General features: G+C 63.5%; 9 protein-coding genes. 6 read left to right on the top strand and 3 right to left on the bottom strand.

Annotated elements, in window-relative coordinates:
- Window positions 1-85: 85 nt before the first annotated feature.
- A complete protein-coding gene (locus Tam10B_RS01760) occupies window positions 86-1,699 on the bottom strand; it encodes a bifunctional phosphopantothenoylcysteine decarboxylase/phosphopantothenate synthase (protein WP_233133536.1) in 1,614 nt (537 codons plus the stop codon).
- Window positions 1,700-2,064: 365 nt separating this feature from the next.
- Window positions 2,065-2,604, bottom strand: coding sequence for a hypothetical protein (locus tag Tam10B_RS01755; RefSeq protein WP_093959552.1), 540 nt, complete (start codon window positions 2,602-2,604; stop codon window positions 2,065-2,067).
- A 423-nt stretch (window positions 2,605-3,027) separates the two neighbouring features.
- On the opposite strand from Tam10B_RS01755, the gene Tam10B_RS01750 reads away from it, so the two are divergent.
- From Tam10B_RS01750 to Tam10B_RS01740, 3 genes are all read left to right on the top strand, one after another.
- Window positions 3,028-3,807, top strand: coding sequence for an SDR family oxidoreductase (locus Tam10B_RS01750; protein ID WP_093959551.1), 780 nt, complete (start codon window positions 3,028-3,030; stop codon window positions 3,805-3,807).
- Between the two features lie 103 nt (window positions 3,808-3,910).
- On the top strand, window positions 3,911-4,240 hold the full coding sequence (locus Tam10B_RS01745) for a Cif family virulence factor (RefSeq protein WP_093959550.1): 330 nt from the start codon (window positions 3,911-3,913) through the stop codon (window positions 4,238-4,240).
- A gap of 199 nt (window positions 4,241-4,439) precedes the next feature.
- Entirely contained in the window at window positions 4,440-5,462 is a 1,023-nt protein-coding gene (locus Tam10B_RS01740; protein ID WP_093959549.1) for a LacI family DNA-binding transcriptional regulator, read from the top strand.
- A gap of 300 nt (window positions 5,463-5,762) precedes the next feature.
- Here Tam10B_RS01740 and Tam10B_RS01735 read toward each other — a convergent pair whose 3' ends face one another.
- Window positions 5,763-8,987, bottom strand: a complete 3,225-nt coding sequence (locus Tam10B_RS01735) for a glycoside hydrolase family 2 TIM barrel-domain containing protein (protein WP_093959548.1) — start codon at window positions 8,985-8,987, stop codon at window positions 5,763-5,765.
- 537 nt (window positions 8,988-9,524) lie between these two features.
- Here Tam10B_RS01735 and Tam10B_RS01730 point away from each other — a divergent pair.
- The 3 genes from Tam10B_RS01730 (at window position 9,525) to Tam10B_RS01720 (ending at window position 15,300) form a co-directional block, all read left to right on the top strand.
- On the top strand, window positions 9,525-11,084 hold the full coding sequence (locus Tam10B_RS01730; RefSeq protein WP_093959547.1) for a glycoside-pentoside-hexuronide (GPH):cation symporter: 1,560 nt from the start codon (window positions 9,525-9,527) through the stop codon (window positions 11,082-11,084).
- A gap of 153 nt (window positions 11,085-11,237) precedes the next feature.
- The gene (locus tag Tam10B_RS01725) at window positions 11,238-13,487 is read left to right on the top strand and encodes a beta-galactosidase (RefSeq protein ID WP_093959546.1); all 2,250 of its coding nucleotides are present in this window, start codon (window positions 11,238-11,240) and stop codon (window positions 13,485-13,487) included.
- Window positions 13,488-14,271: 784 nt separating this feature from the next.
- A complete protein-coding gene (locus Tam10B_RS01720) occupies window positions 14,272-15,300 on the top strand; it encodes a cystathionine beta-synthase (RefSeq protein WP_093959545.1) in 1,029 nt (342 codons plus the stop codon).
- The last annotated feature ends 186 nt before the right edge of the window (window positions 15,301-15,486 follow it).

The raw sequence follows: 15,486 nt of genomic DNA, 5'->3' as shown, positions 1-15,486 counted from the left end.
TTTGTGTGTGGGGTGTTTGACGATATTGGCGTTCGCTAGGACAGTGCCGGTTCGGACGGTCTGTCTGTCTGGCGCGGTGCGCGGATCAGTGCCTGTTCCGCAGACCGTTGAGCCGGGCGAGGATCAGCTTCGCCAGTTCGGTCTTGGGCATCTGCCCGATGCGTTCGATGTCGGCGATGTTGTGCGATTCGTCCGCGGGATCGTCGGCGTCGGCGGCCGGCGTGAGAATCGTCACCACGTTCGTGTCGGTGGCGAATCCGGCACCCGGATCGCGCAGATTGTTGGCCACGAGCATGTCGCAGTGCTTTTCGGCGAGCTTGCGCGCGGCATTCTCCACCAGATGCTCGGTCTCCATGGCGAATCCGCACAGCGTCTGCGAACCGTCGGTGCGCTTGTGTTCGCCGGCCCAGGCGAGAATGTCCGGATTGGCGACGAGCTCGAGCGTGAGCGTGGTACGGCCGTGCTTCTTGATCTTCTGCGGGCTGGCGGTCTCGGCTCGGAAGTCACCAACGGCGGCGGCCATCACGGTGATGTCGGCGTGCTCGAAGCTGTCGGACACCGCGGCGAACATGTCGCGTGCGGTGGTCACGTGCACGATGTTCACGCCCTCCGGTTCGGGCAGCGAGACCGGCCCGGACACGAGCGTGACCGTGGCGCCCAGATCGCGTGCGGCCTCGGCCAGCGCGTAGCCCATCTTGCCGGTGGAATGGTTGGTCAGGTAGCGCACCGGGTCGAGCGGCTCCTGCGTGGGGCCGGCGGTGACGAGCACGTTGAGGCCCTTGAGGAAGGGCGTGGTGTCCGGAGCGGCTGCGGGGGTGGTCGCGGTGGCTGCGGGGGTCGCGTTGCCGCTCGGCGTGGTTGCTCTCTCTGTCTCGGCCAGAATGTCGCCGATCACCGTCTCGATGTCGGCCGGCTCGGCCATGCGGCCCTTGCCCACATCCTGGCAGGCGAGCATGCCGGACGTCGGATCCACGAAACGGAAGCCGAGCTCACGGCAGATGCGAATGTTGCGCTGCGTGGCCGGATTCTCATACATATGCACGTTCATCGCCGGGCAGACCAGCTTGGGGCAGGTGGCGGCCAGCACGGTGCTGGTCAGGTAGTCGTCGGCCAGTCCGTACGCGAACTTGGCGATCACGTTGGCCGTGGCGGGCGCGATCACCACCATGTCGGCCCACTTGGCGTCCTCGATGTGGCTCACGCCGACGCGCGCGTCGCCGTATTCGTCGGTCGAAACGGCGTATTCGGAGGCGGGGAACATGTCGGTGCGGGTGGTGGTGTGCGTCAGAGCGTCGAACGAGGCCGGGCCGATGAACTTCTGCGCGGCGGCGGTCATCATCACACGCACCTCGCAGCCGTGCTTGGTCAGGCTCGACGCCAGCTGGCAGGCCTTGAACGCGGCGATCGAACCGGTGACGCCAAGAAGAATATGGAGCGGACGCTGCGTCTTGTGATGGCGGCGCTGGGAATGGGAGGTTGGGCGACGGCGGTTCTGCGCGGCGGGGGATGAAGTTGTCGCGGCGTCGGATGTGGTTCGGGTGGTGGTCGTCGTCTGCGGGGTCGTCGTCTGTGTGACGGTGGTCTGCGTGGTGGAGGTGGTTCGTACGGCGTCGGACTGCGCGGCTTCGTCGATGCCGCCGGTGTTGCCGGACCCGCCGTGGGTGTTGTGGTGCGATTCGTCGTTGAGCATGGCGTTCATTGCACTTGCCTCCATACGGCACGGTGCGATCATCGGTCGGTCGCGGTGCCACTGTTCCTAGTCTCTGCGGGAAGTCCCCGTCAAAGCCGATACAAGTCTAGTAAGAGTGCCGCGCGTGATGCCACTTCATGCCAAAGATTGCCCCTGTAATCTTCCTCACAGTCCGTCCCAACTGTCTAATTGCCGAATCCTCTCTCCGTACCGACTCGTGCTCTCCCTCTCGGGAGAGAGGCGTCGTAACGAATGTCATGGCAGAAGGAGGGCTTGTCCGGCCGCAATGACGAACCCGCAGCAAGGCGTTGACTTGGCTGCGGGTTCGGCTGGTGTGGTGGAACGGAAACGAAGACGTATGATGTGTTGCCGCGTTACCGATCCGAAACCGGAGTCGGGTTGCCGTCCTTGTCGAGGAGGTGGGTGCCGTCGTCGACCGGGACGGGCTTGCCATGCTCGTCGAACAGCTGCACGGTGTTGCGGTCCCGACGCAGCAGCGTGTACTGATGGAACAGGCCATCCCCGCCCCACGCATGCAGGAAGACCGTGCGACCCGGCTTGGGCAGGTCGCCGTTGGGTGCGAAGTCCATGTTCCATGCGTTGCGAATCGGGGTGAACGGGTCGGGGAGATTACGTGGCGGCTTCCGTTCTGACGGTGAGGGCAGGGCGAACGTCAGACCGATGAATACCAGGCATAGGGCGATCCAGGTGCGCGGGCCAAGTGCCGGGCTGGTTCTGGCGATCGCCGCGGCGCCGACGATCAGTAGAACGCCGAGAATTCTGACGACCCAGACCGAAATCTCCTTGATCTTGAACGACTGATCGTATTCGTCCGCCCACTCTTTGATATCGAGTGCGTTCGACGGTGTGTGGGATGCGTTTGGCGTGTCCGGGGATGTGCTCGGCGTGCTCATATCACTGCTCCTGATGCGGGTATTACGTAGGATTCCATTCTATCGATCACCATTGCGCCGAATTTGGTAGTCGGAACGATACATTCGCAAATTTGGTAGTCGAAATGAGACAGTTTCTCCGACTGTGTGCGCTCACATTGTCGCGTTTCGACTACCAAGTTTGTGCAGTGTCGCGTTTTGACTACCAAATCTGTGCAATGCTTCGTCGTGACTGCTGAAATCCACTCACGTATTTTGAACATGGGAAATGTGAGCGGGAACATGTTATTGGCAAAGCGTGGCAAGTTCCTACGCCAATGATTCCAATGCCTGTACAGTGAGAATCACCTTCCGGCAGTGACGCTTTCGGAGGGAATCTCACATTGTTCGGTTTCGTTTCACGATGGTCGTGATGTTGGCGGAACGGGCAGCGAAAGGACAAGCATGGGCGTTTACGTCATTACCGGCGCTACCAGCGGCATTGGAGCCAAGACCGCCGAAATTCTGCGCAATCGCGGGCACGAAGTCGTCAACATCGATCTCAAGGACGGCGACATCAGCGCGAATCTGGCCACCAAGGAAGGCCGCCAGTACGCCATCGACCAGCTGCACGAACGCTACCCCGACGGCATCGACGCCATGATCTGCAACGCAGGCGTGGCCGGTGGTCGTGCGCCCATCCCGCTGATCGTCTCCCTCAACTACTTCGGCGCCACCGTGATGGCCCAGGGCGTGTTCGACCTGCTCAAGAAGAAGCACGGCAGCTGCACCGTCACCTCCTCCAACTCCATCGCCCATGGCGACGCCCGCATGGACGTGGTCGGCATGCTCAACAACAACCCCGACGAGGAGCGCATCGTCAACCTCGTCAAGGACTACGATCCGATCGGCGGCCACGCCTTTTACGCCGCCACCAAGTACGCGCTCGCCCGCTGGGCCCGTCGCATGAGCGCTCAGTGGGGTGCTTCCGGCGTGCGTCTCAACGCCGTGGCCCCCGGCAACGTGCGCACCGCCATGACCGGCAATCTGCTGCCCGAGCAGCGCGCCGCCATGGAGGCCATCCAGGTGCCCACGCACTATGGCGAGGAGCCGCTCATGGATCCGGAGGAAGTGGCCAACGTGATCGCGTTCGTGGCCAGCCCGGAGGCCAGCGGTCTCAACGGCGTGGTGCTGTTCGCCGACGGCGGCACCGACGCGCTGCTCCACTCCGAGAAGGTCTACTGATCCGTCTCCCCGCCGGATTCGCTCCGGATTTCCGTTATTCCCCAGACTTGTGGGACTTTTCCCCGACTTTTCAGACCTTTCAGACCTTCAGACAGGAGACTTCATGATCATCGACGACTACATCAAGGCGCTGCAGGACAAGGATTACGAGGCGCTCGGTGCGTGCTTCGCCGAACAGAGCCGCATGTTCGACTACTGCCCCTCGCTCGTGGGCAAGGAGAATATCTTCCTCTACGGCAACAAGGCCGTTGATATGTTCTTCCACAACCAGTTCGTGATGGGCGGATTCTCGGTGAGTGATCCGCATATGGTCAACAGCCGCACCGTGAACTTCTACGCCAACTATGCGGGCGTGATCATCCATGCGCTTGCGCAGATCGAGAGCGTGGACGACGACGGCAAGATCCAGGAGCTCGTGGTGCGCCCCGCCTGAGCCTGGCCTAAGCCTGAGTCGTGTGTTCTCTTCTTTGGGAGAGCGCGGAGAAAAACCTTCCTCTCCTGAGGAAGGTTTTCTTGTATGGGGGTGTTTTGCACGATCACAATGTTGCATTTGTGCGGTAATATCGTTAAGTAAATAGATTTACTGACACGATGCGCACTGACGATGGCGCGCACTGGAGATACGAAGAAGCATGGTCACGATCAAGGAAATCGCCAAACGGGCGGGCTACTCGCAGGCGACGGTGTCCCGTCTGCTCAACGGTGATCCCACGCTGTCGGTCAAGGACGAAACCCGTCGCCGCATCATTCAGGCGAGCGAGGAACTGGGATACGCCACCCAGCCGTCACGTCACGTCACTGTGCCGCGCACCGTGGCGATCCTCGACATGATCGATCCGGGCGACCACCTGCAGGACGCCTACTTCAACGAACTGCGCGACGTGGTGGTCGGCACCGCCTCCGAACAGCATATGGACATCACGTTCTACACCGACGTGGAACAACTGATCGCCGAGGCCGCTCGATACGACGGATTCATCACGATCGGCGCCGAAATGCTGCCCGTTGAGGCCCTGCACCGTCTGCATGACGTGCTTCCGTACGGTGTGTTCCTCGACACCAACCCCGCGCCGAATTTGTTCGACTCCGTGCAGCCCGACCTGCAGCAGACCGTGCTCGACGCGCTCGATGAGTTCGCCGCGGCCGGCATGAAACGCGTCGGATTCATCGGCGGCACCGGCCGCATTATGGGCACGCACGAATACCCGGAAGACATGCGACTGCTCGCATTCCGCAACTGGGCGGATCGTCTCGGATTCGACACCGACGGGCTGATCTACATCGATGGCCCGTTCAACGTGGAAAGCGGTCGCAAGCTGGGGGAGAGGATCATCGCCGAACGTGGGGGCGATCTGCCCGACGCGTTCCTGGTGGCGGCCGACGTGATCGCCGTGGGCGTGCTGCAGTCGTTCACCGCGGCCGGTGTGATCGTGCCGCGCGACGTGAGTCTGATCAGCGTCAACAACCAGCCGATCGCCCAGTACACGTCGCCGCCGCTGAGCACGTACGACATCGACCGACGCGAACTCGTGCGCACGGGCATCGACGCTCTCGGCGAGGCGATCGCCGGTCGGCGCAAGGTGAAGCACCACGTGCTGCTGTCCACCACGCTCGTACCACGCGGCAGCTTCGTGCCGGCCGGCAGGGTGCGGTAGTCGCGCGGTAATGCGATAGGGGAGCGGTCGGCGGATGTCGGCCGACTCTCTACTCTGCGGAGGCGGAAACGAAATCGGCGCTTTACGCGGTATCCCGCTGTGGCGGGGGCCGCGTAAAGCGCCGATTTTTTATGGGATGGTATGGGGTCCTCCCTCAGTCACGCCATTTGGCGTGACAGCTCCCTCCCTTGGAGGGAGCACGGAGGTGGCTGAGCCCTCCCCTCAGTCCGCCGTTTGGCGGCCCTCCCATGGAGGGGAGCCAGAGGGGAACGGGTCGCACCCTCTAAAGGGGACGTCGACTCAGATCAGGGTGAGGGTGACGTCGAGGGTGTAGGGGTCGGAGGCGGGCAGCTGGAACTGCGGGTGCACCGGAGCGCCCCACGAATCATCGCCGCCAACGCCCATCTGGGCGGCCAGCAGACGCAGGAACGTGTGACGCGGTGCGGGCAGTTCGTTCTGATGACGGGCCTCCTCGAGCATCAGCGTGCTGTACGGCAGCAGGCTCGCCGAGAACGCATCGGCACCGGCCTCACCGCGGCCCGCGGCCACGCGCATGCCATGGCCGGTCGCATCCGTGACCTCGGCCCAGCGCACGCCCTCATGGTTGCCGGTCTCCTGCGGCACCAGATACGGCGCCACGGAATCGGCCGCCGTCGTGGTGAACACACCCAGCTTGCCGCCGTGCTTGCGGTCGAGATACGTCTCGTCCTGACCCAGACCGTAGAACTTCAGGTTCTCGTACTCGGCGGGCAGCGTCCACTCCAGACCGAACGCGGGCAGCGTCGGCGCGTCCACGCCGCCGGGGTAGGAGGCGGTCAGGTGCACGGTGCCGTCGGCCGCCACCTCGTAGCGCACGGTCACATGCGTACGGTTCGGCTCGGCCAGCTCGTACGTGTACGTGGCGGTGGCGGTCTCGTCGCCCGCCTCGAACGCGGTGTCCACCACTCGGGCGTAACGGCCGGCACCGAACCACTGCGCACGGTCGAAACCGCTGCCGTTGCCGCGGTCGTTGTCGGTGAGCGGACGGAACGTCACCAGATCCGGACGACGGATCACCATCTCGCGGTCACCCGAACGGAACGACACCATGCCGCCCTGCGTACGGGAGAGGATGACCTCGAAGTCCTTGCCGTTCGTGCCGTGCACACCCAGGTTCCAACGGGAGTCCACGACCTCCACATCGGCCTCGGCCGCGGCGCCGGACAGTACTCCCGCACCGGACGCAACGGCAGCAGCGTCATCATCAACGTCGTCAGCAACACCCGCGCCCTTGACCACGGTCACGTACTGGCCGAACGCCAACTCATAGCCGGCCTCCGCCCAATCGGTGGCCTCGGCCAGACGCTGATCCACCTCATACGTCACCTCAACGTCGTCGGCCTCGCTCACGTCGGGGAACGCCACGTCGAAGCGACGGGTCTCGCCGGCCGGCACGTCGAAACGGTAGTCGGCGCTCCACGTCTGCACGCCGTTGACCAGCAGTCGCGCGGTGAACACGTAGCCGGCGGTGGACACGAACAGGTTGTCGTTCGTGATCGTCACGTCGGTGTCGGTCGGCGCGATCTTCACATTCGCATACAGCTGCTTGACCTCCTGCGCCTTGGGGGACGCGGTGCGGTCGGCGAACACGATGCCGTCGCCGGAGAACTCGTAGTCGTGCGGACGGTCACCCCAGTCACCGCCGTAGGTGAGGCGCTCGCTGCCGTCGCCGAGCTTCTGCCAGATCGCCTGATCGATGTAATCCCAGATGAAGCCGCCCTGATAGTGCGGGTAGCGCTCCAGTTCGGTGTACAGGTGCATGCCGCCCACGGAGTTGCCCATCGCGTGCATGTACTCGCAGGAGATGTACGGCTTCTTCGGGTCGTTGGTCAGATACTCCTCGATCTCGGCCGGCTTGGCGTACATGCGGCTTTCGATGTCGGACAGCGCGTCGAACTCGCGGTTCCAGAACACGCCCTCGTAGTGCACCGGACGGACCGGATCGAGCTCGTGCGTCAGATCGCTCATGGCCTGGAACACGGTGCCGGCGTAGGACTCGTTGCCCATCGACCAGATCACCACGCTCGGATGGTTGAAGTCGCGGCGCACCATATTGTTCACGCGGTCGAGGCAGGCGCCGAGCCACTCGTCCTTGTTGCCGGGCACGTTGGTCTCGGCGGTCACCTGGTCGCCGGGGGCGTTCCACGTGCCATGCGTCTCGATGTTGGTCTCGTCGATCACGTACACGCCGTACTCGTCGCACAGCTCGTACCAGCGGGTCTGGTTCGGGTAGTGGCTGGTGCGCACGGCGTTGAGGTTGTGGCGCTTGAAGAAGCGGATGTCCCACAGCATGTCCTCTTCGGTGACGGCACGGCCGTGGCGGGCGTCGAACTCGTGACGGTCCACACCCTTGAACACGATGCGCTTGCCGTTGAGCTTCATGATGCCGTCCTCGATGGCGAAGTGGCGGAAGCCGATGCAGGTCTGCGCCACCTCGATCACGTCGTCGACCGTGTCGTTCAGCGGGCCGTTGAGCGTGACGGTGAGCGTGTACAGCGTGGGCTCCTCGGCGCTCCACGGGTTCACTTCGCCCACGCCGGATTCGATGTGCAGGACGCCGTCGGCGATGTCCGCGGTGGCGAATTCCTGCTTCCAGACGACGTTGCCGTTGGCGTCGGTGATCTCGGCGACGCCGGAGTCGACCGCCTCGGCGTTGGCGATGCGCGCGGTGACGTCGATCGAGCCTTCCTCGGTGGTGTGATCGTAGTCGGCCACGGTGCGCAGATCCACGACGTGGGCCTCGGGCTGGGCGGTGAGCTCCACGCTGCGGAACAGGCCGTACAGGCGCCAGTAGTCCTGATCCTCGAGCCAGCTGGCGGACGTGTATTCGTAGCAGGCGACGGCCAGCACGTTCTCGCCCTCGTGAATCGCGTCGGTCACGTCGAACTCGCTGGGCGTGAAGGAGTCCTCCGCGTAGCCGATGAACGTGCCGTTGAGCCACACGTAGATGGCGGTCTGCGCGCCCTGGAAGGTGAGGGTGACGGGGCGCGCGGCGGCGATGGCCGCGGCGATCTCTCCACCGGCGGTGAACGTGCGACGGTAGAGCGCCACGTGGTTGTTCGCGGGCACATCGGGGGCGATTGGATCGTCGTGGCCGTCCCACGGGTACTGGATGTTCACGTACTGCGGGTTGAGGTAGCCGCCTTCGCTCAGGTGGGCGGGCACGGCGATGGTGCCGAATGCGGAGTCGTCGTAGTCGGGCTGGGCGAAGTCGGGGGCGTGCTTGCCGGGCGCGCTGGCCACGGGGTAGCCGTCCGCGCCGGTGGTGACCACGTTCACGCGCCATTCGCCGTCGAGGCTGGTGCGCAGGGCCATGGTCTCGCCGGGCTGGGGCTTGTGATCGTAGAAGCGGTGGCTGGTGTGGGCGGGCAGACGGTTGACGGCGAACGTCTGCGGGTCGGTGATCCATGCGGCGCTGGCCTCGGTGGCGTGCGCGATGTGGATGGATTCCGCGAGGGATGCGTGTGCGGTGGGCTGGGTGGTCATGTTCCCTGTCTTTCTGACATATAACGTCGTTGTCTCAGTCGGTGGCGGTCGTGGCGGCGAGCGTGTCGACCGCATGACCAAGAGTTAAGTAAAACTCTTTGCTGATAACGGTAATAACAGATGGCGGTTTATGCAAGTCGATGCTTCGTTGTGTCGTGGTCATGCCGATATTGTGCGACGATCTGTGGGGTATATGAGCGCTTTTGTTGACATTTTGTGCGATTTACCATGGGATTTTGTGTAGTTTCGGCGGTGTCTGCGGGCGTATGGGTCATACCTCTTATAGAAAGCAAATCAACGCAACAAAAACAATCTGACGTGCGACTGACTAATATCGTTGATATTGCAACGATTTCCGATGCTGATCGCATTTGTCGCCGAAAATCCGAATTACTTGCGCAAACGCACACGACACGCCCGGATTGCCAACAAAATAGTAATGGATTTTACTTTATTGTGGTAACGGCATACACTAACGAATGTCAGATCAACGGAAGATCTCGCACACGTTTACGTCTTCTAAGGAGAAGCACGAACATGAAGGAAGAAAACCAGCCGACCGCCGCCAAGTCGGGCGGCATCGGACGCCGTATCTGCTACGCCGTCGGCAACTTCGGCCAGTCCGCGTTCTACAACGCACTGAGCACCTACTTCGTCGTCTACGTGACCAGCACCATGTTCGCCGGAGTCGACAAGGCGCTCGCCACCAAGCTCATCGGCATCATCACCGGCCTGATCGTGGCCATCCGCATCGGCGAAATCTTCATCGACCCGCTGCTGGGCAACCTCATCGACAACACCACCACCAAGTTCGGCCGCTTCCGCCCGTGGCAGGTCATCGGCGGCTGCACCTCCGCTGTGCTGCTCGCCCTCGTCTACACCGGCCTGTTCGGTCTGGTCAACGTGAGCGAGACCTGGTTCATCATCCTGTTCGTCGTCGTGTTCATCGTGCTCGACGTGTTCTACTCCCTGCGTGACATCTCCTACTGGGGCATGATCCCGGCGCTGTCCGAGGACTCCCACGAGCGCAGCGTCTACACCGCACTCGGCTCCTTCACCGGCTCCATCGGCTACAACGGCATCACCGTGGTCGTCATCCCGATCGTCACCTACTTCAGCTACGTGTTCACCGGCTCTCACACCGAAAGCCAGTCCGGCTGGACCGCCTTCGGCGTGATCGTGGCCCTGCTCGGCATCCTCACCGCACTCACCGTCGCGTTCGGCACCAAGGAGAACGAGAGCGCCCTGCGTTCCAAGGCCCAGGAGAACGGCAACCCGCTGCAGGCGTTCGGCGCCCTCGCCCACAACGACCAGCTGCTGTGGGTCGCCCTGAGCTACCTGCTGTACGCCATCGCCAACGTGGCCACCACCGGCGTGCTGCTCTACCTGTTCAAGTTCGTGCTCGGTCAGCCCGCTGCCTTCTCCATCGCCGGCGTGATCCCGATCATCACCGGCCTGATCGCCGCGCCGCTCTACCCGATCCTCAACCGCTACATCCCGCGCCGCTACCTGTACCTCGCGGGCATGGTGTTCATGATCGCCGGCTACGTGATGTTCATCATCGGCGCCCAGAGCCTCACCCTCGTGATCGTGGCCCTCGTGCTGTTCTACATCCCCGGCACATTCATCCAGATGACCGCCATCCTGAGCCTCACCGACTCCATCGAGTACGGTCAGCTCAAGACCGGCCGCCGCAACGAGGCCGTCACCCTGTCCGTGCGCCCGATGCTCGACAAGATCGCCGGCGCCTTCTCCAACGGCATCGTCGGCTTCATCGCCGTGGCCGCCGGTATGGTCGGCACCGCCACCGCCGACGACATGACCGCTGCCAACATCCGCACCTTCAAGATGTTCGCCTTCTACACGCCGCTCGCCCTGATCGTGGCCAGCCTCCTCGTCTTCATGTTCACCGTGAAGATCGACGAGAAGATGCACGCCAAGATCGTCGAGGAGCTCGAGGCCAAGCTTGCCAGCGGCGAGATCACGTCCGAGGACGCCCAGGACGCCGACGTGGTCGAGGAGAACGCGACCGAGACCGCCGACGCCTCCGGTGCCGCTGCCGGTGCGAACGCCGCCGGTTCCGCCTCCGCCAAGTAGGCGCAAACCAAATCATCGGTCGTCGCCGAGCCTTGACGACGACGGCCGGCACCCTCCCTCCCCTCGGAGGCGGGCGAGCCCTTCACCTCCGCTCGCCCGCCTCCGTTTTTCATATCTTTTATCTTTTCCGTATTCGCATCGCAAGGAATCATCATGACCGTTACCAACACCGCCGCATTCGCACAGTCCACCTCACCCGTGCCATCCGCCGACAAGCCGCTCGGCCACGGACCCGACGCCGTGCGCCGACCCTTCCGCTGGCCCGCCCTGCTTACCGACAACGGCCGCGGCATCGCCTACGGCGGCGACTACAACCCCGACCAGTGGCCCGAAGACGTGTGGGACGACGACGTACGACTCATGGTCAAGGCCGGTGTGAACACCGTCGCGCTCGCCATCTTCAGCTGGGACCGTATCCAGCCCACCGAGGACACGTGGGACTTCGACTGGCTCGACCGCATCATCGACAAGCTCGGCCGCGCCGGCATCGCCGTCGATCTCGCCTCCGCGACCGCCGCCGCACCGCTGTGGCTGTACGAGAAGCACCCCGAAGTGTTGCCGATCGAACGCAACGGCGACGTGGTCAACGCCGGCTCCCGTCAGTCGTGGCGGCCCACCAGCCCCGTGTTCCGCGAGTACGCGCTCGACCTGTGCCGTCGCCTCGCCGAACATTACAAGGACAATCCGTACGTGACCGCCTGGCACATGAACAACGAGTACGGCTGGAACAACCGTCACGACTACTCCGACGACTCGTTGCGCGAATTCCGCCGCTGGTGCGAGCGCAGGTACGGTACGATCGATGCGCTCAACGAGGCGTGGGGCACCGCGTTCTGGTCGCAGCACGTCAACTCGTTCGACGAAGTGCTGCTGCCGCGTCACATGGGCGGTGACTCCATGGTCAATCCCGGCCAGATGCTCGACTACGAGCGCTTCGGATCCGACTGCCTCAAGGAGTTCTACAAGGCCGAGCGCGACGCCATCGAGGCCATCTGCCCCGGCAAGCCGTTCACCACCAACTTCATGGTCTCCACCGACCAGTGCACCATGGACTACGCCGACTGGAGCGACGACGTGGACTTCGTGTCCAACGACCACTACTTCACCGCCGGCCGCGACCATCTCGACGAACTCGCCTGCTCCGACTCGCTCGTCTCCGGATTCGCGCAGCGCAGGCCCTGGTACCTCATGGAGCACTCCACGTCCGCCGTGCAGTGGAAGCCGCTCAACTCGCGCAAGCGCCACGGCCAGCTCGTGCGCGACGCTCTGGCGCACGTGGCCCTCGGGTCCGATGCCATCTGCTTCTTCCAATGGAGGCAGTCCCGCTCCGGCGCCGAATGCTTCCACTCGGCCATGCTGCCACACGCCGGCGAGGATTCCGCCGTCTACCGCGAGGTGTGCGAACTGGGTGGCATGCTGCGCACGCTGTCCGACGCCGGCGTGCAGGGGAGCGAGGTGCGGTGCTCTCGCACGGCCATCCTGTTCGACGCCGACTGCGAGTGGATGACCCGCTGTGAGACCCTGCCCAGCATGAAGCTCAACCACTGGCATGACGTGCGCGACTGGTATTACGCGTTCCTCGACGCCGGCGTGCGTGCCGACGTGGTGCCGCTGCGTGCCGACTGGAGTGAGTACGACACGATCGTGATGCCGACGATGATCAACCTGTCGGAGTTTGCGTGTGACCGCGTACGGGGGTATGTGCGCGGCGGCGGTCGCGTGGTGATCGGCTATGCGACCGGACTGATGGATGAGACGTTCCACACCGCGCTTGGCGGCTATCCGGGCATGCTGCGCGACGTGGCAGGCGTGCGCGCCGAGGAGTTCAACATCCTCGGACCGGTGGACGGCGACCCGGATGCGGTCGGTCTGTCGAACGGCGCGATTGCGCGCCTGTGGGCCAACGTGGTCACGTCCGTGGCGGATTCGGCGACCGTGCTTGCGACGTACGAGGGCGCGGATGCCGAGGAGTGGGAGCTCGACGGCGTGCCCGCGCTCGTGCGCAACGCCTACGGCGACGGCGAGGCCTACTACGTGGGCTGTGACCTCGACCGCGAGGCGCTGGGCGATTTCGTACGGGGGTATCTTGCTGGTGCTGGTGCGGCCGGTGCGGTCGCCGGAGATGACTCCGAGGATGGTGTCGACGTTTCCGATGCCGCCGGTACCGGCGCATCTACAGGTGTGGTTTCCGGTGGTGTCGTTGCGGGCGATGCTTCGATCCTCCACACTGTGCGTGAGGCCGCGGACACTCGCTTCGACTTCTACCTGCCGCGCGGCAAGGAGGACGTGACCCTGGAGTCCGTGCCCGGCGACGTGATCATCGCCCACCGCTGCGAGCCGAACGCCAACGGCGGCTACACCCTCCACCGCAACGCCGTCCTCATCACCCGCACCACAAAGTAGCTGCTCCATCTGCGTTAGTTCCCTCTGGTTCCTCTGGCAGGGAAAAATACAGCGCGACTGCTGCCCCCCTCTGGCTCCCCTCCTTGGGAGGGGAGCTGTCGGCGCAGCCGACTGAGGGGAGGGCGCCTCAACCCAATCACGAACTTGGTAGTCGATCCCGCACACTTTGGTAGTCAATCCGAACTTGGTAGTCCAAACGCGACATCCCAACCCCTCTGTGCGCGCTCACACTGTCCCGTTTCGACTACCAAATCCGTCAAGCGTCCCGTTTTGACTACCAAATTCACCAAGGAAGGAACTTCGATTGTTGCGACACGCCGGGGTGGATGGGTGTGCTACGGTTTGAGTCATGACGTTCTTTTCATGTTGTTGTCGCTAGCCGCCGCCCCTCAGGGTATGCGCACCGAACCGCGGATCGCGGTCGCCGAGTGCAGGCATACGGGGTGCTGGCCAGTGACGCATAACTGAAACAGAACGGTTTTTCATATTCCGCCAAGTCGGGCGACGAATCCACTTCACACTTCAGCCGATCATCGGTTGACCATACGGATTCGGCATCACGAACGAATCACACACCGACGATCGACGGAAATCAACGAAATCCTCGGAACCTCCTCCCGGCCAGCACCGGACGGAATCCACAATCCCCGCTCTTGTTTCACGCGATTGCAACACCGGTTGGCAAAGGGGTCGGCGGTGTTACCGATGCCAATCAAATCGGCACCACATCAAGCATCCGATACCAAACAAGCCAATCGCATATCGTGAAACAAGGGGAACTGCAATGACCATCGTCAACTCCATCACCTCGCTCGTCGGCAACACTCCGCTCGTCCGCCTCAACCACGTGACCGACGTCATCGACGCCACCATCGCCGTCAAGGTCGAATACTTCAACCCCGGCGGCTCGTCCAAGGATCGCATCGCCGCTCGCATCATCGACGCCGCCGAACGCTCAGGCCAACTCAAACCCGGTGGCGTGATCGTCGAACCCACCAGCGGCAACACCGGCGTCGGCCTCGCGCTCGTCGCCCAGCAGCGCGGCTACCGCACGATCTTCGTAGTGCCCGACAAGGTCTCCGAGGACAAGCGATCCGTACTGCGCGCATACGGCGCCGAAGTCGTCGTCACGCCCACCGACGTGGAACCCGACGACCCGCGCTCCTACTACTCGGTGTCCGACCGACTCGCCCGCGAGATCCCCGGCGCGTTCAAGCCCAACCAGTACAGCAACCCCAACGGCCCCGAAAGCCACTACCGCACCACCGGACCGGAGATCTGGGAGGGCACCGACCGCAAGATCACGCACTTCGTGGCCGGCATCGGCACCGGCGGCACCATCTCCGGCACCGGCCGCTTCCTCAAGGACGCGTCCGCTAACCAGGTGACCGTGATCGGCTCCGACCCGGAGGGCTCCATCTACTCCAACCCCGACAACGTGCACCAGTACAAGATCGAAGGCGTGGGTGAGGACTTCTACCCCGAGGCGTATGACCCGACCGTGGTCGACTCGATCGTGCAGGTCAACGACGCCGAGGCGTTCGAGATGACCCGCCGACTCGCCGCTGAGGAGGGGCTGCTCGTGGGCGGCTCGAGCGGCATGGCCGTCGTCTCCGCGCTCAAGTACGCGCGCATGCACAAGCTCGGCAAGGACGCGCTCATGGTGGTGCTGCTGCCCGACTCTGGACGCAGCTACCTGGGCAAGATCTTCAACGACCAGTGGATGATCGACAACGGATTCGGCGACATCGTGGCGCGCACGGCACAGCCGTCGCTCGTGGACGCGGTGCTCAGCGAGCCGGTGTACGCGTAGGGCGCGTCACCTCATCCGTCCGGCGTTGCCGGACACCTTCCCCTCAAGGGGAAGGGGAATAAGAGAAGAGCCCCGAGTCTTTTGCTTCCCCTTGAGGGGAAGCTGGCAGCCGAAGGCTGACTGATGAGGTGGCAAACGAACGGCGACGTGAGATTGCGACTGACGCTGCATCGCCTCATCCGTCCG

The sequence above is a fragment of the Bifidobacterium vansinderenii genome (genome assembly GCF_002234915.1).
GTDB lineage: Bacteria > Actinomycetota > Actinomycetes > Actinomycetales > Bifidobacteriaceae > Galliscardovia > Galliscardovia vansinderenii.
Note: the sequence above shows the minus strand (reverse complement) of the source record. Positions and strands in the feature narration are given on the sequence as shown.

Bases quoted from the DNA above. Each gene is read 5' to 3' on its own strand.
- Tam10B_RS01740 (WP_093959549.1), top strand. From the start codon at position 4,440: ATGGTCACGATCAAGGAAATCGCCAAACGGGCGGGCTACTCGCAGGCG.
- Tam10B_RS01730 (WP_093959547.1), top strand. From the start codon at position 9,525: ATGAAGGAAGAAAACCAGCCGACCGCCGCCAAGTCGGGCGGCATCGGA.
- Tam10B_RS01760 (WP_233133536.1), bottom strand. From the start codon at position 1,699: ATGAACGCCATGCTCAACGACGAATCGCACCACAACACCCACGGCGGG.
- Tam10B_RS01755 (WP_093959552.1), bottom strand. From the start codon at position 2,604: ATGAGCACGCCGAGCACATCCCCGGACACGCCAAACGCATCCCACACA.
- Tam10B_RS01735 (WP_093959548.1), bottom strand. From the start codon at position 8,987: ATGACCACCCAGCCCACCGCACACGCATCCCTCGCGGAATCCATCCAC.
- Tam10B_RS01725 (WP_093959546.1), top strand. From the start codon at position 11,238: ATGACCGTTACCAACACCGCCGCATTCGCACAGTCCACCTCACCCGTG.
- Tam10B_RS01720 (WP_093959545.1), top strand. From the start codon at position 14,272: ATGACCATCGTCAACTCCATCACCTCGCTCGTCGGCAACACTCCGCTC.
- Tam10B_RS01750 (WP_093959551.1), top strand. From the start codon at position 3,028: ATGGGCGTTTACGTCATTACCGGCGCTACCAGCGGCATTGGAGCCAAG.
- Tam10B_RS01745 (WP_093959550.1), top strand. From the start codon at position 3,911: ATGATCATCGACGACTACATCAAGGCGCTGCAGGACAAGGATTACGAG.